The sequence below is a fragment of the Rhizobium sp. NZLR11 genome (genome assembly GCF_019685115.1).
Classification (GTDB): Bacteria; Pseudomonadota; Alphaproteobacteria; order Rhizobiales; family Rhizobiaceae; genus Rhizobium.
Window position 1 is genome coordinate 301,782 of sequence record NZ_JABDWD010000002.1, and the last position, 21,038, is coordinate 322,819.

Genomic DNA, 21,038 nt, shown 5'->3' on the forward strand with positions numbered 1-21,038 from the left:
CCGGTCGCCGTTGACCGGTGCGTCTCAGGAGTTGCAAGCAGCGTGCCAATTTCAAGAAGAGTTGGTAACGGCATGAAGCAAAAGGAGAAATGCGAAGAATTGATAAATGCCTATTTTTTGGGCTTTGTTATTTTCTGCTTCCGTTTTGTGCGATTACTGCTGTGGCCGCAGCCATGGGAGCGCTCTATTTGTGCAGTGCACGCAATATGGAAGTCGCGATGACGAGGACGGGGGAATGGATTCTGCCCGCCCTATGCGTCGGTATTGCCACTGGCAAAGCTCAAGAGGGGAGGGTCAATGCGAGGTGATTGCCTCGCCGTCACCTCATTTCATTGCAGCAAAGATACGAGGCCGTAGAACGCTGCGGATATTGCCGCAGCCGCCGGCATCGTTACGATCCAGGCTATCACGATGTTGCCGGCCAATCCCCAGCGCACGGCTGAAACACGACGAGCCGCGCCCACTCCAACGATTGCTCCAGTGATGGTATGCGTCGTCGAAACGGGAATACCGAGCCACGTCGCTCCGAAGAGTGTCAACGCTCCGCCCGTCTCTGCGCAGAAACCTTGCATGGGGTTGAGCCGAGTGATCTTCGACCCCATGGTATGAACGATCCGCCATCCGCCAAAGAGCGTACCGAGAGCCATTGCCGACTGGCAGGAAATGACCACCCAGAAAGGCACGTAGAATGTCGGGCCAAGATATCCTTGGCTGAACAAGAGTACCGCAATGATGCCCATCGTCTTCTGCGCATCGTTCCCGCCGTGGCCAAGCGAGTAGAGCGAAGCGGACACAAATTGCATGACGCGAAATGTCCGATCCACCGCAAACGGCGTTTGCCGGACGAATAACCAGGAGACGGCGAGCACCAGCACGAGGGCGAGCAGGAAGCCGATGGCTGGCGAAAGGAAAATGGCACCGACGGTCTTTAGGAGGCCGTTCCAGACGATCGAACTGAAACCCACCTTTGCCAGGCCGGCCCCCACCAGCCCACCGACAAGCGCATGCGACGAACTGGACGGAATCCCGAAAATCCAGGTGAGAATATTCCAAATGATAGCGCCCATCAGTGCGGCGAAGATCACTTGAGGCGAAACGATCGCAGGATCGATGATGCCGGTTCCCAGCGTTTCGGCCACATGCAGACCGAAGAACAGGAATGCGATGAAATTGAAGAACGCCGCCCAGGCGACCGCATATTGTGGCCGCAGGACGCGGGTCGAGACGATCGTGGCGATCGAATTGGCCGCATCATGCAGACCGTTGAGAAAGTCGAAGAACAGGGCGACAACGACCAGGCCGACGAGCAGCGGCAAAGCGAGGGAGGCATCCATCAGACGTTCTCGATAAGAATGCCGCTGATCTCGTTGGCGACATCCTCGAAGCGGTCGACGACTTTCTCCAGCTCTCCGTAGATTTCGCTTCCGATCATGTAGGCCATCGCATTGCCGCTGGCGCCATAACGCACAAACAGCTCCTTCAAGCCCTGGTCGTGGAGCTCATCGGAACGTCCCTCCACTCGGGTGACCTCCTCCGCGATGGCTGCGAGACGTTGCGCATTGGCTCCCAATTTGTCGAGGAGGGGTATCGCTTCGGCGACAAGGTTTGCCGCCTTGACGATTTCACTGCCCATCTGCTGCATGAGCGGATCGAAGCAGGATTGCTCGAACAAGCGGATCGTCTTGACAGTTTTGTGCATCATGTCGATCGCATCATCCATCGACTGAATAAGGTCTTTGATGTCCCCCCGGTCGAAGGGCGTGATGAAGCTTCGCCGAACGGCAAGAAGAACCTCACGCGTGACGTCGTCGGCCTCGTTTTCCAATGTGACGATACGTTCACAGTTTTTCTGAACGTCATTGCCCTTCAGGAGTTGATCGAGGGCGTGCGCCGCGGCAACGACGGTCTTCGAATGCTTGGAAAACATTTCAAAGAATCTGTCTTCCCGTGGCATCAGCTTGCGAAAAATGCTCATCATGCCTGCGAACCTTCCTCGTGCGGCCGACTGTCATAAATGTGTCATAAACACGCTCAGGCAATTGAAGCAACAAGCAAATCGGCTACTCCATCGCTATGACGCCTAGCAAAAAAGGCAGGAAGCCTAGACTGGACAAAACCCAGCCACTACTGCGGCAGCTCGCTGCTGTTCCTGAAACGCTGTTCGCCGGCGCATTCCGCCAACAATATGGCGCTATTTGCTTCCGCCATTGCAATGCCGGATCCGAGGTCGAAATCCTGGTGATCACATCGCGCGAGAGCGCACGCTGGGTCATCCCGAAAGGGTGGCCGATGAAGGGGAAAAAGCCTTTCGAAGCAGCAGCAATCGAAGCATGGGAGGAGGCAGGCGTGCGCGGGCTGGTGAAGAAGAAGCCGGTCGGACGCTATACCTATCTCAAAGAATTCGACAATGGCGATGTGGCCCCCTGTATCGTCGACATGTTTCAGATTGAAGTCACGGAAATCAGCGGCGATTTCAAGGAGCGGGATCAGCGTATTCTCGAATGGGTCAGCCCGGATGAAGCGGCACGACGCGTTCGCGAGATCGAACTCAAGTCGCTGCTCGTCCAATTTGAAGTGCGCAGTCGCAAGAAACGCGATCGCGGCTGACCGCTGACACCTTTCCGCACGATGCTCTATCGCTCGAATGGTTCGCCCAGTGAAGCGACGCCGTTCAGTTTCAGCAGGCGGCGGTCGGCGGAGATGATGCCGAGCACGATGATCGTGACCAGATAAGGCAGGCTCGAGAGCAATTGCGAGGGAACGTCCAGCCCGCTTGCCTGGGCTGCAAGCCCCATCAGCGAGACCGCACCGAAGAGGCAGGCGCCGAGGAAGATGCGACCGGTGAGCCAGGTCCCGAAGACGACCAGAGCGACGGCGATCCAGCCGCGTCCGGCGATCATTCCGTCGGCCCAAAGTGGTGTGTAGACGACCGCCGCGTAGGCGCCGGCGAAGCCGGCCATCGCGCCGCCGAAGGCGATGGCGAGGATACGGACCGATATGACCGAATAGCCGATAGCGTGGGCGGCCTTCGGGTTCTCGCCAACGGCCCGGACGATGAGACCAAGCTTGGTGTAGGCAAGTATGGCCCAGAGAGCGAGGGTCGCGGCGAGCGAAATCCACACGACGATGTCCTGGACGAAAAGACCGCCGATGACCGGGAGTTCCGACAGCCCTGGAAGAGCAAGCTTTGAAAGACCTTTGACCGTCAGGCTTTCATAGGTCTTGCCGAAAAGCGCCGAGAGGCCCTGGCCAAGGATGCCGATGGCAAGGCCGGCGGCCACCTGGTTTGCCCGGAACCCGAGCGTGACGAAGGCAAAAAGCAGGGAAAGGGCAGCGCTGCCGAGCCCTGCGGCGATGAAGCCGAGAAAATGTCCGCCGCCATGATAAACGACGATGAAGGCGAGCACGGCGCCAAGCGCCATCAATCCCTCGACCCCGAGGTTGAGGACACCGGCGCGCTCGGCCACCAGTTCGCCGAGTGCTGCCAGAAGAAACGGTGTCGCGGCAGCAAGCATGCCGGCAAGAATGAACTCGATGGCGTTCATGGCAGGCTCCGCTGGGCGGTGCGGCGCCATTCAAGACGGTAGCGCACGAAGGCGACGGCGATCAGGTAGGCGAGCAGCAGACTGCCCTGGAAGACACGGACGGCGGCGATCGGCAGGCCGGCCGAGACCATGGCATTGTCGCCGCCGATATAGATGACCGCCATGACCAGCGCCGAGACCACGATGCCGATTGGATGCAGGCCGCCGAGATAGGCGACGATGATGGCCGCATAACCATAGCCGCTCGCGACCGAACGCTGCAGCTGGCCGAGCGGACCGGCAACTTCGGCGGCGCCGGCAAGGCCGGCAGCAAAACCGCCGATCAGCAGCGAAAGCCAGATCGCCCAACCTTCCCTGAAGCCGGCGTAGCCGGCAGCCCTCGGCGCCAGGCCGCCGACCTGCAGCTTATAGCCGATGAAGCTCTTCTGCATGAAGACCCAGGCCGCAACCGACAAAACGAGGGTGATGAGGAAGGAGACGTTGACACGAGTACCGGCAATCAGGGTCGGCACCATCGCATCGTACTGGAACATCACCGACTGCGGGAAATTGAAGCCGTTCGGATCCTTCCAGGGGCCGAGCAGCAGATAGTTCAACAGTTGCGCGGCAACGAGGCTCAGCATCAGCGAAACGAGGATCTCGTTGGCGTTGAGGCGTACGCGCCAGAAGGCGGTAAGAGAAGCCCAGAGTGCGCCGCCGATGGCGCCGAGCAGCAGCATCGCCGGCCAGATCCACTGGCCCGTCGCCTGGGGAAACCAGACCGGAATGGCGGAGGCGAAGATCGCCCCAAGGATAAACTGGCCTTCGGCGCCGATATTGAAAACCTTGGCGCGAAAGCCGATTGCCAGCCCCTGGGCGATGAGGAGGAGGGGCCCAGCCTTTAAGAGCACTTCCGAAAATGAAGCCCAGGAGAGGAAGGGCTCGAAAAGCATCGCATAGACGACCGCGACGGGGTCGCGGCCCATCAAGACATAAAGGCAAAGATTAAGTGCGATCGCCCCCCCGAGCGCGATGACGGGTGCGCAGAGGGCCGCAGCCAGCGATGCACGCTCCCGGCGGACCAGGGTGGGAACGGAAGCGGGTAACCAAGCGCTCATCACTGGACTTTCTCGGGCGAGGTATGTGCCCCGATCATGTATCGGCCGATCTCCTCGGGCTTCGTGTCCCGCGTTGCGAGCGGCGGGCTGAGCCGGCCGTGATGCAGCACCTGGATGGAATCGCAGAGCTCGAACAGTTCTTCCAGTTCCTCGGAAATGACGAGGATCGCCATGCCCTGATTGCGCAATGCGACCAGGCGGCTGCGGATGGCGGATGCAGCGCCGACATCGACGCCCCAGGTCGGCTGCGCCACGAAAAGCAATTTCGGAGACAGCATGATTTCGCGGCCAACGATGAACTTCTGCAGGTTGCCGCCGGACAGGGTGCCGGCTTCCGCATCCGGACCGGGTGTGCGGACATCATACTGACGGATACAATCCTTGGTGAATGTCATCGCTCGTGCCCTTTCGATGAGACCACGCCGTAAAAGCTTGAGTGGATGGGCCGTCAGCAAGCTGTTGAGGACGAGCGACATTTCCGGCACGGCGCCGCGTCCGAGCCGGTCTTCCGGAACGAAGGCAAATCCGAGCTGCCGCCGCGCGGCGGCATCGAGCCTGCCGACATCCATTCCCATCATGTAGATCCGGTCGCGTTGTTCGCGCCCCAGCATGGTCTCGCCCGAAATCAGCGCGGCAAGCTCACTTTGGCCGTTGCCCGAAATACCGGCGATCCCAAGGATTTCGCCGGAACGCACTTCGAGACTGAGGCCGGAGAGCGGCACCGCAAAGGGATCGTCGGGCTGGTGGTCCAAACCGATGATCTCCAGCCGCTTTTCCCCGCCAGACAGCGGCAGCGCCGAGATGGGTGCCGGCATATCGCGGCCGATCATCATCCGGGCAAGGTCATGGGCGTCGTGATCGCGCGGGTCGATATCTCCGGTCACGCGTCCGCTCCGCAGAATCGTCGCGCGGTCACAGATCGCCCGAATTTCTTCGAGCTTGTGGGAAATCAGCAGGATGGAAACGCCGCCGTCGCGCAGCCGACGCAGGGTGTCGAAGAGTTTCTCCACCAGTTGCGGCGGCAGGACGGAGGTAGGCTCGTCAAGGATCAGCAGCTTCGGATTGGTCATCAGGCTTCGGATGATCTCCACCCGTTGCCGCTCGCCGACGGACAGCACATGCACATGGGCAAGCGGATCGACTTCGAGGCCGAACTCCCGTCCAAGCGTCCGGATACGTTCCTTGAGATCAGCTTTGCGACCCGGCACCACCAGCTGAATATTCTCGATGACCGTCAATGTCTCGAACAGCGAAAAGTGCTGGAAGACCATGCCGATGCCCTTGCGCCTCGCCTCCGCGGGGGAGGCGAGGCGCAAGGGTGTTCCTTCCCAGACGACATCTCCGTCGTCCGGCTGCTCGACACCGTAGATCAGCTTCATCAGCGTCGATTTTCCCGCCCCGTTTTCTCCGAGAATCGCATGGATCGATTGCGGAGCCACGTCCAGATCGATTGCCTGATTGGCATGGATCTGGCCGTAGCTTTTCGAAATGCCGCGCAGCGACAGGAGCGGGGTGGTCATGAATTATTTCGGCAGCGGCGTCGAGACGCCCTTGACGTGCCAATTCATGGCGATGATCTCGGGGTCGGCCATAGTTGCGCCCGAGGCGGCACCTTCGCTGCCGTCGGCCTTGGTGATCGGCCCGGTGAAGGGCGAGAAGCTGCCGTCGGCGATCTTTGCCTCGACCTCTTTGATCTTGGTCATTACGTCGGCCGGAATATTGGGGTTCCAGTCGACCACTTCGACGACCTTGTCGGCGACGCCGAGGAACGTATTGGCCCCCTTGAACGTACCGGCGAGATGGGCATCGACCGAAGCCTTGAAGAAGGGCGACCAGTCCGTCGAGATGCAGCCGAGATAGGTTTTCGGCGCATACTTCTTCATCGAGGAGTTGAGGTTGAAGGCGTAGACGCCGGCGTCTTCACAGGCAGAGATGACGGATGGCGTGTCCTGTGCATTGGAGAAGATCACGTCGCACTTCTGCGCGATCAGCGCCTTGGCTGCCTCCTGCTCCTTGGCCGGGTCGAACCAGGAATTGACCCAGACGACGGAGACTTCGATATCCGGCTTCACCGCCTGGGCGCCGAGCGTAAAGGCGTTGATCGAGGTAATGAGCTCGGGAATGGCAAAGGCCGAGACGGAGCCGAGCTTGCCAGTCTTGGAAAGCGCCGCCGCGGCCATGCCGAGCAGATAGGTGCCCTGGAAATATTTGGCGGCGAACGGCGAGAAATTCGGAGCAACCTGGAAGCCGGAGGCATGCAGGACCGTCACGCTCGGATCACGGCGGGCGATCTGCAGGGCGCCGTTCTGATAGCCGAAGGAGCCGGCAATCAGGAACTTGTTTCCGTCGGCGACGGTCTTGGTCATGATGCGGTCGGCGTCCGGGCCTTCGGCGATATTCTCAAGCACCGTGACCTTCACCTTGTCGCCGTAAGCGGCCTTGATCGGCTCGAGACCGGCGGCCAGGGCGTGCCCCCAGCCGACGTCGCCGATCGGCGAAGGGACGACGAGCGTGATGCCGAGCGGCTGGTCGGCGGCGAAGGCAAGACGGCGGCCGAGCGCGCCGGCAAGGCCGGTGGCGGCAGCGGCCGTCATCAGGTTTCTGCGGGTCAATTTGGTCATGTTCACGGGTTCCCTTTTTTGGTTTTTAGAATTTCACGGCTGCGAGTGCAGCCTCGGCGTCGGCAGAAAGCTTGGCCTCGTCGAGACCGGGGAATTCCCCCTTCTGCCAGACGATGCGGCCATTGATCATCGTCATGTCGGTCGCCATGCCGATGCCGACGCGGGCAATCAGGCTCAACGGATCGTGCCGCGTACCGACATAATCCATGCGGCGCGTGTCAATCGCAAACAGGTCGGCTGCCATGCCGGGCGCCAGCCGGCCGATGTCGCGCCTGCCGAGCAGGCTCGCACCGCCTGTCGTGCCGTAGCCGAGGAAATCGACGGGCGGCGGCACGGGATGGGCGCGGCTGGAGGAGACCAGGCACTGCAGCATATAGGCGGAGTGCAGGCAGTGCATCAGGTTGGAATTGTCGTTGGAGGCGGCCCCGTCGCAACCAAGGCCGATGCGCAGGCCGAAGGCGGCCATGGCGGGAATGTCGGTGACTTCAGCGCCGACCAGATAGACCGGCTCCGGGCAGTGCGCCACGCCGGTGCGGCTCGCCGCCATCTTCCTGAGTTCGTCGTGGCTCAACTCCCAGCAATGGGCATAGAAGGTGTCCGGCCCGGCAAAGCCGACTTCTTCCAGATAATCGACCGTGCGCATGCCATGGCGAGCATGAATGACCGGGCTTTCGCCCTCGCCGACATGGGTGTGCATCATGACGCCGCGATCACGCGCCAGCGCCACCGATTCCGCAAAGGTCTCGCGATAGCAATTCACCGGCTGGCAGGGCGCCACCACGACCTGGCGCATGCTGAAGGGGTTGGCATCGTGGTAAGTGTCGATCAGCCGGGCGCAGTCGGCGATGAATTCATCGGTCGTTTCCAGCATCTCGTCGGGAATGGTCGAGCCCTCCGACTTCGGCAGGGTATTGCCGCCGCGGCCGGCGTGGAAGCGCATGCCGAACAGTTCGGCTGCTTCGAACTGGCGGTCGATCAGCCGCTTCCCGGCGTGCCGCGGGAAATTGTATTGATGGTCAAAAGCCGTGGTACAGCCATGTTTGATCATCTCGGCCATCGCCGTGACGGAGGAGTGGTAAAAACACTCCTCGTTGAGCTGCGAAAAGATCGGGTAGATCCAGTCCAGCCACTCGATGACCGAAAGCTTCGTCCAGTCGAGATCGGCGCGATTGCGCACGAAGCATTGGAAAAAATGATGATGGGTGTTGACGAGGCCGGGATAGACGAACCAGCCGGCAGCATCCTGAACAGTCGTGCCGGCGAAAAGCGCGTCCGCCGCCAGATTTTCGCCGATCGCCACAATCGCCGAACCGTCGGTCAGGAGATCGACATGGCGACGGACGACCGGCCCCTTGCCCTCGTCGACGATCACGGCCGCGCAGTTCTTCAGGAGATAGCCGGTCATGTCACGCCTCGCCCGGTTCTTCGATATGAGGTTCGGGCTTCAATTCGTGCAGCCGGTGAATACCCGGCATTTCGATAAACTTGTCGAGGGCTCGCAGCGCCCGCGACCAGAGCCGGATGGCGGGATAAGCATCCAGCGTCACGCCCCCATCGGGCGCCAGCGCCACATAGGGAAAGCAGGCGATGTCGGCAATTGTCGGCCGGTCGGCGGCAAGAAAGCGCACGCCGCGAAGACCCTGCTCGACGAGCCCGGCCTCGAGCTCGCGAAGTGCGGCGATACCCTGGGCCTGCAGCGCGCCGATATCGCCCGGCCGCAGCAGCATCTCATGAAGTCGCGCGCCGCCGAGGCTTGCCGTCAGCCGGCCGGAGAACGACAGCCATTGCTGCACCTGGGCCGCTTCCCACGCCGCGCCATTACCAAGCCATTCGGGTGCTGCCTTGGCGGCGAGATAGACGAGAATCGCCGACGACTCGGTCAGGATCAGATCACCATCCTCCAGGATCGGAATGGAGCCTGCCGGATTGAGGGTGAGAAGCTCGGGGCCGCGATGCTCGGCGCCGGGATGGAAATCCACCGGACGAAGTTCCAGCTTCACGCCGGTCAGCGCCGCCATCAGGCGCACCTTGTAGCAGCTGGGGGAAAGAATGTAGTCGTAGAGCCTCATTGCGCCACCAGCTGTGCGCCGTAAGTATAATTGTGACGCTTGAGCCAACGCCGGTATGCGATCGATGTCAGATCGGCCCGCGTCGGGATTTCCATACCGGGATCAAGCGGCAGGAGCCGCGGGATCTGGTTTTCGAGGATCGAACGGTCTTGCAGGAAGATCGTCTGCTGGAAGTGGATGAGGTCGGTCATCGCAGTTTCGTCGTCGAAGAGCGCCATCCACGGCCAGACGTCGCACAGGTCCTCGGCCAGCGGCTGCACGAAGAGCGTGATGACATCCCATTCGCTCGGGCGCGGCGGGCAGGTCTTGTAGAGCACGGAACAGGTCGGTGCCGGCACGCGGTACATATACTCCGTGGTGATCCCGCCGCTTGCCGACTTGGAGGCCTGCGGCTGGTAAAACTTCACCTGCGTTGCCCAGACTTCGTCTTCCTCCTCGCGGATCTCGACCTTGTAGTTCTGAACCTCCGTGTGCGGCTCTGCACCGAGAATGTCGGTGTGGACGAAGGGGAAATGGGCAATGTCGAGGAAGTTCTCGACGGCGCGCAGGGGCGAGCAGCGTACCCGCACCACGCCGACGTCGACGAAACGGCGGCCGGGCTGGTCGGCCTCGGGGATCGGGAAAATATCCTTCTTCGGCTCGCCGAGGGAAGACCAAACATGGCCGTAACGTACGCGCACCGGCAGAACACGGCCGTCGCCGGCCGTTACCCGCGCATTGCCATCGGCGTCGCTCGCCACTTCGATCGGCTCGCCCATCAACGCCGTCCTGCGACCGGGGCTCTCAAGCTGACTGAAAAGCCCGACCGGATACCATTCGTCGATCATCGCCTGCATCCTCACCGCGCGATCTCCTTTTTCTGAAGACCTTCAGCCCGGCGGCGCAGGCCTTCGGCGGCCCGCGAAGCGCCGATGGCGACGGCGGGGCCGACGTCACCCTTCAGCAGCACATGGATCAGCGTCTGCCCATCTTCCTGAGCGGATAATAGCAGACAGAAGCTGCCCGTGGATGCGTCGATCTCGATAAGACCGTCAGGGTTCGCCTTCACGCCGGCTGCCGCCTCGATCGCGGCAGTGCCGGCAAACGCCGTCAGCGAGCGCAGGGGCATGAGGCCGTCAAGCCTCGGCGGCTTCGAAGTGGGCGTGCCGACCGCCACCCAGATCACGCTGCCCGCTTCCTCGACGTCATGGGTGGCGACACGGATGGTTTCCGGCGGCGCCAGCCCCGGATGGGCGGGAATGCGCAGACAGTTTCCGGCCTGACCATAGCTCCAGCCGTGATAGATGCAGGAAAGTGCCTCGCCGCGCACGAAGCCATGGGACAAACGCATGCCGCGGTGCGGACAGCGATCCGCCGATGCCGATATACGCCCCAAAGCGCTGCGCCAGAGGGCTATCGATCCAGATGCCGTCCGGGCCGGCATGACGGTTGCGGCCGGCAGATCCCGGGAAAGGGCGACTGGCGTCCAAAAGCCGGTCGTATCGGATGGCATGATTAGACTTCCTGAACCATACTATGTTTTGTAGAGCACGCTCCACCTTGGCCTCAAGGCAGTTGCGCTCAAGGCCTCACGTTTGCATAGTTATTTCGCATTGGCAATATTGATTAAATAATATGCACATCGCAAAAAACCGCATCTGGTGTCAGGCCGTTTCTCCGATGATCGCCGTGCGTTCTATGCTCTCGACCCATACGTCGATTGGCCCCAGCGAGCACCCCATCTCCATCATGTCGATCAAATCCTCCGGTCCTGAAAGCTCGAGTTCGATCCGCATCGAACTTGTATGAGATATGCTGTGCGAGAGCCCGAGCTTGGCGGCATGGCGCCGGATCCAGGGGACAAAGGACGCAGCCTCGAGATCACCGACAATCGTCATCCGCTCCTGAAGGTGGCTTGTATCTTGTCCCATGCTCGCCCTTGCTTTTCCTGCACCATAGCGCCTGGATGAACTTGCGAAAGGGTCATCATCGAATCGAGGATACGCCGTCGGAGTTTGCTCTGCAAAAGGCCGGTGACCCTCCACGATGCTCAGCTTGCACCGTGGTGAGCCGACAGGTCGATGACGCCGCCTCGACGGCAAGCCCATAGCCATGACGGCCGTTTCTCGAAAAGAACAGAAATCGTGGATGGGCTATGCTTGTCTTGGGCCTTGTTTTGGCCTCAGGCGATGCCGCCGAGGCAGACATATTTGATTTCGGTGAATTCCTCGATGCCGTATTTCGAGCCTTCGCGGCCGAGGCCGGAGAGCTTGACGCCGCCGAAGGGGGCTTCGGCCGTCGAGATCAGCCCGGTATTGACGCCGACCATGCCGTATTCCAGCGCTTCGGCGACCCGGAAGACCCGGGCGAGATCCTTGGCGTAGAAATAGGAGGCGAGACCGAACTCGGTGTCGTTGGCCTGGGCGATCACATCGCCTTCGTCCTTGAAGCGGAAGAGTGGAGCCACCGGTCCGAACGTCTCTTCCTTCGCCACAGCCATGCCAGCGGCGACGTCGGCCAGCACCGTCGCCTCATAGAAGCGCCCGCCGAGCCGATGGCGATGCCCGCCGGCAATGACCCGGCCGCCCTTGGAAAGCGCATCGGCGACATGCTCTTCGACCTTGGCAAGTGCTGCCTCGTCGATCAGCGGGCCGAGATTGATGCCCTCGTCGAAGCCGTTGCCGGTCTTCAGCGCTCCGACGGCCTTCGACAACTTCTCGGCAAAGGCGTCATAGACACCCTCCTGCACATAGAGGCGGTTGGCGCAGACGCAGGTCTGGCCGTTGTTGCGGAACTTGGCGATCAAAGCACCTTCCACGGCCGCATCGAGATCGGCATCGTCGAAGACGATGAAGGGGGCGTTGCCGCCGAGTTCCAGCCCAAGCTTCTTGATGGTCGCGGCGCTCTGCCTGTAAAGCTCGGTGCCGACTTCGGTCGAGCCGGTGAAGGTCAGCTTGCGTACGACGGGGCTTGCGGTCATCTCGCCACCGATGGCGCGCGCCGAGCCGGTCAAGACGCTGAACAGGCCTTTGGGGAAGCCGGCGCGCTCGGCAAGGATGGCAATGGCAATTGCCGAAAAGGGCGTCTGCGAGGCCGGCTTCAACACCATGGCGCAGCCGGCGGCAAAGGCCGGCCCCGCCTTGCGGGTGATCATCGCATTCGGGAAATTCCACGGGGTGATGGCGGCAACGACACCGATCGGCTGCTTCATCACCAGAATGCGCTTGTCCTTCTGATGGCCGGGAACGATGTCGCCGTAGACACGCCGCGCCTCCTCGGCAAACCATTCGATGAAACTCGCGCCATAGGCGATCTCGCCCTTGGCCTCAGCAAGCGGCTTGCCCTGTTCTGATGTCAGGATGCGGCCGAGATCGTCCTGATTGTCCATCATCAGCTGGAACCAGCGCCGCAGGATCACCGACCGTTCCTTGGCGGTGCGGGCTGCCCATTCCTTCTGCGCAATCTCGGCTGCGGCAATCGCCGCCTTGGTTTCCGCAGCCCCCAGATTGGGAACGCGGCCGATGATCTCGCCGGTCGCGGGATTATCCACGGCGATCGCATTGTCCCCGGCCTCGATCCAATCGCCGCCGACCAATGCGGCCTGCCGAAACAAAGTTGCGTCCTTCAATTCCATGACTGTCTCCTCAGATAGACCATTTCTGTTTCTTCGAGTCGCGGGGATGCTCTATCTCTTTTCGTGTTTGTGCAATCCACCACACAATTTTGCGGGAATGCGCTCGACACCTCAGGCACGCGATCGCGGACAACTGCCCATCCGGCTGCCGCCACCGACCGGGGTCGAGCCACGGGTCTCGACCCGTCCTTCGGACCCCCGTAAACGGGGCGAATGCCGCAGCCTCTCCGTCACCAGGGTCTTGTAGGGCACGTCCCTTCTGCCCGTCAGTACGGGGGAGAAGGTAATCCATCAGCGTAAAATTAGATTTCGCCAGTCCATTACACTAGCTTAGCGCATGGCCGGCCAAACCATAAACCGCCGGTTCGCCGCTCTGCCTATTTAAGAAATTACGCCCCTTGGACATGGTCGTAACGGTATCGGAGACGGCGAGCCGGCTCTGTTGAAGGAACTCGGCGAACAGGCCTTTCTCTCGGGTATCAACACGTGCGAACCCGCCTGCCAAATCCTTGAGATGCACGGCGGCAAGATTGATCGCGTCCTGATCATTGCTTGCCACGATCGGACCAATCACATGGCCACGCCCGAACTCGCGGCACATGGAATAGCCGACGATTTCGTCGCCTCGCCGGAGTGTGCAAATGGACGCCCCCTCAGCAAGCAAAGCGATCAACTTGCCGCGATCGGTGCCGAAGGCTCGCGTATCGAGAGCGTTGATCTCCTCGATTTTATCGCTGGACGGTTCGCTCAACTGCCCATTCAGCTCCGGCAGGGGAGGAAGCTTCGGTCCGACATCTCCCTGGTACTGATAGACAATCGCTTCCTTGGTGAAATCGAGCGAAACATAAAGTCTGTAAGCTGCATGGGTCGAATTCAAGCTCAGATTGCGGTCGCCGCACTGCTCGAACACTTGGTCCATGAGCCATCGCCCGGTCCCTTGCGCCTGCGTGCGAGGCGAGGTGATCACCAGCCCGATCGTGGCGAAATCATCGCCATGCGGAAACCACATCGCACTTCCGAAGACGCGTCCTATGCCATCGACCGCAACGATGCCAAGCCCAGCGCGCCGCAGGAGATCCCAGTCTTTGGGCCGGTGCGGCCAGCCGACGCCGATCGACAGCGCGTGAAGCAGGCTGACATCGACACTGTTTATATCCTGCGCGATCAATTCGAATGATTTCAGGCGCACTGATTTTTGCATTTTCGGATATCCGCTCCGTTCGCCGGATCACCAAGCTCCACTGGAGGTAGACAGTGTCTTTGATCATGCGCCGATTGCAACCAAGTCACAATATTGCACACCAAGGCCGGCAGGATTGGCTTGTTCATCGCAACAATTCGAAATCTTCAGCTGAACCGAAGCCCTACTCAGCAGGTAAAACGCATCCCTGCGCTTAGGCTAGGTAACATCTAGACCACTCTGAAGGCAACTTGGTCACTCCCATGGACGTCAAAGAAATTCTCGCAAGGTTGATCGCATTCCCCTCCGTTGTCGGCACGCCGAATGGCGCGATTACCGACTGGATACGTGACTATTGCCGGAAGGCGGGAGCCGATGTGACAGTCCATCTCGGCCCGGAAGGTGACCGGTACAACCTTTTCGCGACCGCCGGACCGCGCGAAGGCCAGGGTTACATTCTGTCCGGGCACATGGATGTCGTGCCGGCCGGCGAACGGGAATGGAGTTCGGATCCTTTCGTTCTGCGCGCTGAGGGGGACAGACTTTTCGGACGTGGCACCAGCGACATGAAAGGCTTTCTCGCCTGCGCCTTGGCCGCATTGCCGAAGCTTGCCGCCATGAACCTGCGGCGGCCAATTCACCTTGCCTTCTCCTATGACGAGGAGGCAGGCAGCCGCGGCGTACCGCATCTCATCGCTGAGCTGCCAAACCTGTGCAATGCCCCGCTGGGCGCAATCATCGGTGAGCCGAGCCGGATGCAGGCCGTCCGGGCGCACAAAGGCAAAGCAGCTGTCCGCCTCGAGGTGATCGGGCGCTCGGGGCATTCTTCCCGTCCGGATCTCGGACTAAACGCCATTCATGCCATGGCCAATCTGATCACCGAGGTTGCGGAATACGGCAAGTCCCTGACGAACGGTCCGTTCCACGATGATTTCGCGCCTCCCTACTCGTCATTGCAGGTTGGTGTCATTACCGGCGGCCAGGCGGTCAATATCATCCCGGATCGCTGCACCGCCGATATCGAGGCCCGCGCTGTGCCCGGTATCTCCCCGTCATCTCTGCTGGAGCCGGTAAGGGCGAGGCTCGCTGCTCTCAAAGTCCAGGGTTTCGAGGTGGGCTGGCACGAGCTGAGCGCTTACCCCGGACTGGCGCTCCCCGCAGGCAGCGACCTCGCAGCGCTGCTGATGAAATTGACGGGGCAGGAGCCGCTTGCCGCCGTAAGCTATGGCACGGAGGCCGGGCTCTACCAGCAGGCTGGCATCGATTCCATCATCTGCGGTCCTGGGGATATTGGTCGCGCACACCGCCCTGACGAATACATCGAGCTTGGCGAACTCGCAGCATGCCAGACGATGATCGAAGAACTCGGCGCCCATCTTGCCGAAGGCTGAAAGAAGGCGATTTTCATGGCGTTTCTCTTCAACTCCGATGCCACACGCGGTGCGATCTTCCAGGAGATTTTTGCGCGCGAACTGCCGGATCTGGAGTTCGTCGGGCGGGGCCAGCCGGTGGATCCGCAAAGGGTGCGGTATCTTCTGACATGGACGATCCCCAGCGATATCTCGCGTTACCGCAATTTGGAAGTTTTGTTTTGCATCGGCGCCGGCGTCGATCAGCTCAAACAAGACAGCCTACCGGACCACGTAGCGGTCGTCCGCATGGTCGAGGACGGCATTATCCGGATGATGCAGGAATACGTCACTCTCGGCGTCCTGACGCTCCACCGGGAGATGCTCGCTTACCGGGAGCTGCAGCGACAGTCTGTCTGGCAGACGCTCGCCGCGCCGCAGGCCGCACAGCGCCGAATAGGTTTCCTGGGCCTCGGCATCCTGGCGCAGGCGGCGATCGAACGCTTGAAGCCCTTCCAATTTCCACTCGCAGCATGGAGCCGAAGCAAGAAGCAAATCGACGGCGTCACCTGCCATCATGGCACGGATGGACTGGCCGACTTTTTGGCGAAGACCGACGTCCTGGTCTGTCTGCTGCCGCTGACCGACGAGACGCGCGGCATCCTCAATGCCGAGCTCTTCGCACAGCTGCCGGGCGGCGCACGGCTGTTGCATGTGGGCCGCGGGCCGCACCTTGACCACGCGGCTTTGATCGAGGCTCTCGATAGCGGCCGTCTTGCCGCGGCGATTCTCGATGTCACCGATCCCGAGCCGCTGCCGGCAGAACATCCACTCTGGCAACATCCGAAAGTAGCGATTACGCCGCACATCGCCTCCGTCACGCAACCGGAAACGGCAGCGCAATCGGTCACTGAAAATATTCGGCGCCACCGCGCCGGCGAAAAGCTGATCGGCCTGGTCGATCGGACACGCGGTTATTAAACGAGGAAAATGACATGTCGCTTCTTCTGACTATCGATATCGATCCAAATTTCACCCCCAAACAGGCCTTGCCGGACGCAGAACGGCTGATTTCAGGCAATCCCGCCTACAAGACCTGGGCGCAAGATGCCTCAAAAGGCGAGAAGGTGCTGACCGGCATTTGGGAAGCGACGCCCGGCGAGCACCATTCCATCAAGGGCACGGTCTACGAGTTCTGTCACATCATTTCCGGTGTCGTTGAAATCGACGAAAAAGACGGCGAGACGAAGACTTACCGTGCCGGCGATAGCTTCGTGATGAAGCCCGGTTTTGTCGGCGTCTGGCGTACCATCGAGACCATGCGCAAGATCTACGTCTGCGTTTACGACTGAACGACTGCCAACGGCGCTCGCCCGAAAGATGGGCGCGCCTGCCGCATAGAAGCACCGAAGGCCGGCAGAAGGGTAAGCCTCAACATTCGGCGTCCTATCCGCAGACGAGGCCGCTGATCCGGTCAAATCTCCAGGCCTTCGACGATGGCGAAGATCTTCTTGAGGTTGCCGTGGATCGATAGGCGGTTGATCGTCCCGCGACCGACGAAGATCGCGTCTCCCGCCTCGACTGACGTTTTCGTACCGTCTCCATCGGTCACATCAGCCTGCCCCTCCAGGATGTACATCAATTCATGGACGGGATGAGGGCGCGACAGCCGGACGTGCGGCGTCGTCGCCCAGACACCTGTTCGAAAGCCGACCGCCTCGTCGGAAAATGCCCTGAAGTGACTGCACTGAGGTGTGTCCCCCTCCACGAACTGCGCCGGAGGCGGCGGGGAGGGGGCAAGTGCAACCTGCCTATCGATCGCAACGACGCCTTGCGTGCTCAATGTTGCCGCGGTCGTCGCACAGAAGATCCAGCGGGTGCCTTTTTCCGCTTCCGCCGTGATGTCGCTGCCCCGGCCGATGACCACGCTGTCGCCGGATGTGAGATCAAATGTTGAGCCGCCCGAATGCAGGACAAGTCGCCCTGCCACGACAACCAGGGATTCCGTATGGGGAAAGCTGGCGATCGAGGTCTTTCCGTTCAAATGCACGGATCCGGCGGAAACCCCGCCCGAAGCGCTCCAGACGATATTGCGGCCGGCTCCGAATATGTCGTCTGGCCCTAAGGTGCGTCGCTGGCCTTCCGGAGCAGATCCGCTTTTCGCCTCGAAGAGGAGGATGGTCTTACCGGTCATCGTCTGACTCCCAATTTGGTGCGACATTCATAGGTCTGGTGCTGGTGCCGACGGGCCGCAAGCCGATTTATCAGGCCAGGCCAGGCTCGTTCCCAGTCCTTTGGAGTCGGCCCGATGCAGCAGCACTTCGGCAACAGCAGAGCATCATCGGACATGGTCTACTCCTGGAAGCACCTCGGGACCGAATTCTGCGTAGATCCTAATCTGTGGCTTCAAGGGGTGGGCTGCGGAGTTGGCGCATAAACAGAATATCCTGTGGTTTGCTGCCCCCAACACAGGCAATTGTTGCGAAACAAGGCCGCCTGCGCCGCACCTCTCCAGCGCAAGCAGGCATATACTTCAGGCATTCGGATCAGACGAGCATAAGGGCATGCGCCAATGAAATTTGCTTCCTACTGGCATGACACCTCAATCCCATTCGCAGGAGGCATCGTCGACCCCGTCTCGGGAGATTTCGAGGTTGCAGTGATCGGCGCCGGCTTCACGGGGCTCAACGCCGCGCGCACACTGGCGCAATCCGGTGTGAAGGTCGCTCTGTTGGAAGCCGAGCACGTCGGGTATGGTGCCTCCGGCCGCAATGGAGGGCACCTTAACAGCGGTCATTTCGCAAGCTTCAGTGCCGCCAGGCAGCATCTCGGAGAAGACCGGGCGCGGCGCTTGTGGCGAGCCTATGATGACTCGATCGACATGATCGAACGGATCATCGAGGAAGAAAAGATCGCCTGCGATTTCCGCAGGGGCGGCAAGCTCAAGCTTGCCTCGAAGCCCTCTCATGTCGGCAAGCTGCAGGCGATGTCAGACGAAATCCGTCGCGAGGTCGACCCGTCAGCCGAATGGCTCACGCGTGAGGACCTCCGCAAGGAGGTGCTATCGGATGCCTTCCATGGTGGGATTCTCTATCCGAAATCCGCCATGATGCACATGGGACGCTACGCCAACGGCGTGGCGCAGGCGGCCCGTCGCCATGGTGCTGCGATCTGGGAGCGAAACCCGGTCACCGGCCGCGAACGCGTGCCGAATGGATGGCGGCTAACCACACCGACCGGCTCGCTTACTGCGCGCCAGGTCATCCTGGCGACCGATGCCTATACGCCAAGCGTCTTTAACTATTTCCGCCGGAGGCTCATGCCGATCGCTTCCTTCATCATTGCGACGCGCCCGCTCACGCCGCAGGAGGTCGCCGCGACGGTTCCGGGCAACCGCAACTTCACCAACTCGCTCAACATCGCCAACTATTTCCGCCTGACGCCCGACAACCGCATGCTGTTCGGGGGGAGGGCAAGATTTTCGACTGTGTCGAACCAGAAAACCGACGTCAGCTCTGGCCAGCTTCTGCGCCAGCAGATGCTCGGCATGTTTCCGCAGCTTGCCGACGTCGAGATCGACTATTGCTGGGGCGGCCTCGTCGGTTGCACGCAAGACCGTTATCCCCGCGCGGGCAGCGCCGAGGGTGTGATTTACAGCATGGGCTATTCCGGCCACGGAGCCCAGTTGTCGACCTTCATGGGTAACGCCCTGGCGAATATGGCGATGGGGCGCAAAGACGCCAATCCACTCGACGGCTTCGCCTGGCCCGCCGTTCCGATGCATACCGGGAATCCGTGGTTCCTGCCGATCGTCGGCACCTATTACCGCATGAAGGACCTGCTGCCCTGACCGATCCTGGCGCCGCCCCGGTCGCGGCTAGACGGCCTCACCTGGGGACGGCCGACGACGTCATGGACGGCCACCCCTGGTCCCTGCCGATCCTCCGCGCAATTGCCGCATGAAGGACCTTGTAAGATGATCACGCCTCTCGAACACCTGTCCCGCAACGGTCGTCTGGACAAGTTCTTCATCGACGGTCGATGGCTCGAACCCAAGGGCACCGCCAAGGGCGTCGTGGTCAACCCTGCCACGGAAGAGGTGGTGACCCACTTTGCGCTCGGAAACGCCGAGGATGTCGATGCGGCTGTTTCCGCCGCCCGACGGGCCTTCGCCACCTGGAGCCGCACCAAACCGGAATACCGCGCGGGCCTGCTTGAGCGCCTGCAGGCGCTGCTCGAAGCCCGTAGCGAACTGTTTGCGCAGTGCCTGAGCCTCGAAATGGGCGCGGCGATCGGATATTCGCGCACCGCGCAGGTGCCGCTGGCGGTCGCCCATGTCAAGGTCGCTCGCGAGGTCCTGGAAGCCTTCCCCTTCGTCAAGCAGCGCGGCCACACCGCCATCACCCACGAACCGATCGGTGTCTGCGCACTGATCACGCCATGGAACTGGCCGCTCTACCAGATCACTGCCAAAGTTTCGCCGGCACTCGCCGCAGGCTGTACTGTCGTGCTGAAGCCCAGCGAGCTTTCTCCCCTCAACGCGCTGCTGTTTGCTGAGGCGATCGAGGACGCCGGCTTCCCCTCCGGCGTCTTCAACCTCATCAATGGTGACGGCCCGTCCGTCGGTTCGGTCCTCGCGTCGCATCCCGATGTCGACATGATTTCCATTACCGGCTCAACCCGCGCCGGTATCGCGGTGGCTCAGGCTGCCGCGCCGACTGTCAAGCGCGTCGCGCAGGAGCTTGGCGGCAAGTCACCGAACGTGGTCCTGCCGGACGCCGATCTCGATCGAGCCGTTTCCTTAGGCATAGCGGCTGCTTTCCGCAATCTCGGCCAATCATGCAGCGCGCCGACGCGGATGATCGTACCGTGCACGCGGCTCTCCGAGATCGAGTCGCTTGCCAAGAGGGCCGCAGATGAGATCGTCGTCGGTGATCCCCGTTCAAACGCCACCACGCACGGTGCGATCGCCAACCGCGCCCAGTTCGATCGGATCCAGACCATGATCGGCGTCGGAATTGCGGAAGGCGCTACGCTCGTTGCCGGCGGAGAGGGTCGCCCAGCCGGTCTGAATGCCGGGTTCTACGTTAAACCGACGGTTTTCTCGGACGTGCGCACAGACATGCGCATCGCCCAGGAGGAAATCTTCGGCCCGGTCCTCTGCCTTATTCCCTACGACACGGTGGACGAAGCCATCGCCATCGCCAACCATACCGTCTACGGCCTGGCTGCGCATGTGCAGGGCAAGAATATAGACATCGTCAAGGACGTCGCCTCACAGATCCGCTGCGGACAAGTGCATCTCAACTATCCGGCCTGGGATCCACACGCGCCTTTTGGCGGCTTCAAACAATCTGGAAATGGACGCGAATTCGGCATTGAGGGCATGCTCGAATACCTCGAAGTCAAATCCATCCTCGGATACTTCTAGGGCATCCGTCAACGCTGGCCGATGGCTCCTTCTGCACGTCCTCCCGACCTTTGAAGGCCATCAGCCGAAGCGTCAAGGCAACAACCGAATCTGACTGTCGCCTCGCGCAAAACGTTATTTTCCACCGCTCTGG

Annotated in this window: 20 protein-coding genes; 6 read left to right on the plus strand and 14 right to left on the minus strand. The window is 61.1% G+C overall.

Annotation, left to right across the window (positions count from 1 at the left end; genetic code table 11):
• Positions 1–329 precede the first annotated feature (329 nt).
• Together HJB83_RS05235 and HJB83_RS05240 are read right to left on the minus strand one after the other, a co-directional pair.
• Positions 330–1,334 (minus strand): inorganic phosphate transporter, encoded by a 1,005-nt coding sequence (locus HJB83_RS05235; protein WP_033184194.1) that lies wholly within the window; start codon positions 1,332–1,334, stop codon positions 330–332.
• Positions 1,334–1,978: a DUF47 domain-containing protein gene (locus tag HJB83_RS05240; protein WP_207584952.1), complete on the minus strand. Its 645-nt coding sequence runs from the start codon at positions 1,976–1,978 to the stop codon at positions 1,334–1,336. The genes HJB83_RS05235 and HJB83_RS05240 overlap by 1 nt, the downstream gene beginning before the upstream one ends.
• A 95-nt stretch (positions 1,979–2,073) precedes the next feature.
• On the opposite strand from HJB83_RS05240, the gene HJB83_RS05245 reads away from it, so the two are divergent.
• The gene (locus HJB83_RS05245; protein WP_207584951.1) at positions 2,074–2,607 is read left to right on the plus strand and encodes an NUDIX hydrolase; all 534 of its coding nucleotides are present in this window, start codon (positions 2,074–2,076) and stop codon (positions 2,605–2,607) included.
• A 26-nt stretch (positions 2,608–2,633) separates the two neighbouring features.
• Here HJB83_RS05245 and HJB83_RS05250 read toward each other — a convergent pair whose 3' ends face one another.
• From HJB83_RS05250 to HJB83_RS05300, 11 genes are all read right to left on the minus strand, one after another.
• On the minus strand, positions 2,634–3,545 hold the full coding sequence (locus HJB83_RS05250; protein WP_207584950.1) for an ABC transporter permease: 912 nt from the start codon (positions 3,543–3,545) through the stop codon (positions 2,634–2,636).
• The gene (locus tag HJB83_RS05255; protein ID WP_207584949.1) at positions 3,542–4,642 is read right to left on the minus strand and encodes an ABC transporter permease; all 1,101 of its coding nucleotides are present in this window, start codon (positions 4,640–4,642) and stop codon (positions 3,542–3,544) included. The genes HJB83_RS05250 and HJB83_RS05255 overlap by 4 nt, the downstream gene beginning before the upstream one ends.
• The gene (locus HJB83_RS05260) at positions 4,642–6,162 is read right to left on the minus strand and encodes an ABC transporter ATP-binding protein (RefSeq protein ID WP_221131371.1); all 1,521 of its coding nucleotides are present in this window, start codon (positions 6,160–6,162) and stop codon (positions 4,642–4,644) included. Before HJB83_RS05260 ends, HJB83_RS05255 begins: the two co-directional genes overlap by 1 nt.
• Positions 6,163–6,165: 3 nt before the next feature.
• Entirely contained in the window at positions 6,166–7,263 is a 1,098-nt protein-coding gene (locus HJB83_RS05265; protein WP_221131372.1) for a BMP family ABC transporter substrate-binding protein, read from the minus strand.
• Positions 7,264–7,288: 25 nt separating this feature from the next.
• Positions 7,289–8,668, minus strand: a complete 1,380-nt coding sequence (locus HJB83_RS05270) for an amidohydrolase (RefSeq protein WP_207584946.1) — start codon at positions 8,666–8,668, stop codon at positions 7,289–7,291.
• Between the two features lies 1 nt (position 8,669).
• Complete coding sequence (locus tag HJB83_RS05275; protein ID WP_221114936.1) at positions 8,670–9,332, minus strand: glutathione S-transferase family protein; 663 nt, start codon at positions 9,330–9,332, stop codon at positions 8,670–8,672.
• Entirely contained in the window at positions 9,329–10,174 is an 846-nt protein-coding gene (locus HJB83_RS05280; protein WP_207584944.1) for an aromatic ring-hydroxylating dioxygenase subunit alpha, read from the minus strand. The genes HJB83_RS05275 and HJB83_RS05280 overlap by 4 nt, the downstream gene beginning before the upstream one ends.
• Positions 10,171–10,824 (minus strand): Rieske 2Fe-2S domain-containing protein, encoded by a 654-nt coding sequence (locus HJB83_RS05285; protein WP_207584943.1) that lies wholly within the window; start codon positions 10,822–10,824, stop codon positions 10,171–10,173. Before HJB83_RS05285 ends, HJB83_RS05280 begins: the two co-directional genes overlap by 4 nt.
• A gap of 151 nt (positions 10,825–10,975) precedes the next feature.
• Positions 10,976–11,242 carry an acylphosphatase gene (locus HJB83_RS05290; protein WP_221131373.1) on the minus strand — a complete coding sequence of 89 codons (267 nt, stop codon included), beginning with the start codon at positions 11,240–11,242 and terminating at the stop codon, positions 10,976–10,978.
• 251 nt (positions 11,243–11,493) lie between these two features.
• On the minus strand, positions 11,494–12,945 hold the full coding sequence (gene gabD / locus HJB83_RS05295; RefSeq protein ID WP_207584941.1) for an NADP-dependent succinate-semialdehyde dehydrogenase: 1,452 nt from the start codon (positions 12,943–12,945) through the stop codon (positions 11,494–11,496).
• A gap of 325 nt (positions 12,946–13,270) precedes the next feature.
• Entirely contained in the window at positions 13,271–14,146 is an 876-nt protein-coding gene (locus HJB83_RS05300) for a GNAT family N-acetyltransferase (RefSeq protein WP_221131374.1), read from the minus strand.
• Positions 14,147–14,388: 242 nt separating this feature from the next.
• Here HJB83_RS05300 and argE point away from each other — a divergent pair, with 242 nt between their 5' ends.
• From argE to HJB83_RS05315, 3 genes are read left to right on the plus strand one after another with little or no spacing between them, the layout of a single operon-like run.
• Positions 14,389–15,516 carry an acetylornithine deacetylase gene (argE, locus tag HJB83_RS05305; protein ID WP_221131375.1) on the plus strand — a complete coding sequence of 376 codons (1,128 nt, stop codon included), beginning with the start codon at positions 14,389–14,391 and terminating at the stop codon, positions 15,514–15,516.
• A gap of 15 nt (positions 15,517–15,531) precedes the next feature.
• Positions 15,532–16,455: a glyoxylate/hydroxypyruvate reductase A gene (locus HJB83_RS05310; protein ID WP_221131376.1), complete on the plus strand. Its 924-nt coding sequence runs from the start codon at positions 15,532–15,534 to the stop codon at positions 16,453–16,455.
• A 14-nt stretch (positions 16,456–16,469) separates the two neighbouring features.
• Entirely contained in the window at positions 16,470–16,826 is a 357-nt protein-coding gene (locus HJB83_RS05315) for a cupin domain-containing protein (RefSeq protein WP_221131377.1), read from the plus strand.
• Positions 16,827–16,948: 122 nt separating this feature from the next.
• Here the strand turns inward: HJB83_RS05315 and HJB83_RS05320 are convergent, their stop codons facing one another.
• Positions 16,949–17,668, minus strand: a complete 720-nt coding sequence (locus HJB83_RS05320; protein ID WP_221131378.1) for a cupin domain-containing protein — start codon at positions 17,666–17,668, stop codon at positions 16,949–16,951.
• 378 nt (positions 17,669–18,046) lie between these two features.
• Here HJB83_RS05320 and HJB83_RS05325 point away from each other — a divergent pair, with 378 nt between their 5' ends.
• Both HJB83_RS05325 and HJB83_RS05330 read left to right on the plus strand, forming a co-directional pair.
• Entirely contained in the window at positions 18,047–19,324 is a 1,278-nt protein-coding gene (locus HJB83_RS05325) for an FAD-binding oxidoreductase (RefSeq protein WP_221114943.1), read from the plus strand.
• 126 nt (positions 19,325–19,450) lie between these two features.
• The gene (locus HJB83_RS05330; protein ID WP_207584934.1) at positions 19,451–20,905 is read left to right on the plus strand and encodes an aldehyde dehydrogenase family protein; all 1,455 of its coding nucleotides are present in this window, start codon (positions 19,451–19,453) and stop codon (positions 20,903–20,905) included.
• The last annotated feature ends 133 nt before the right edge of the window (positions 20,906–21,038 follow it).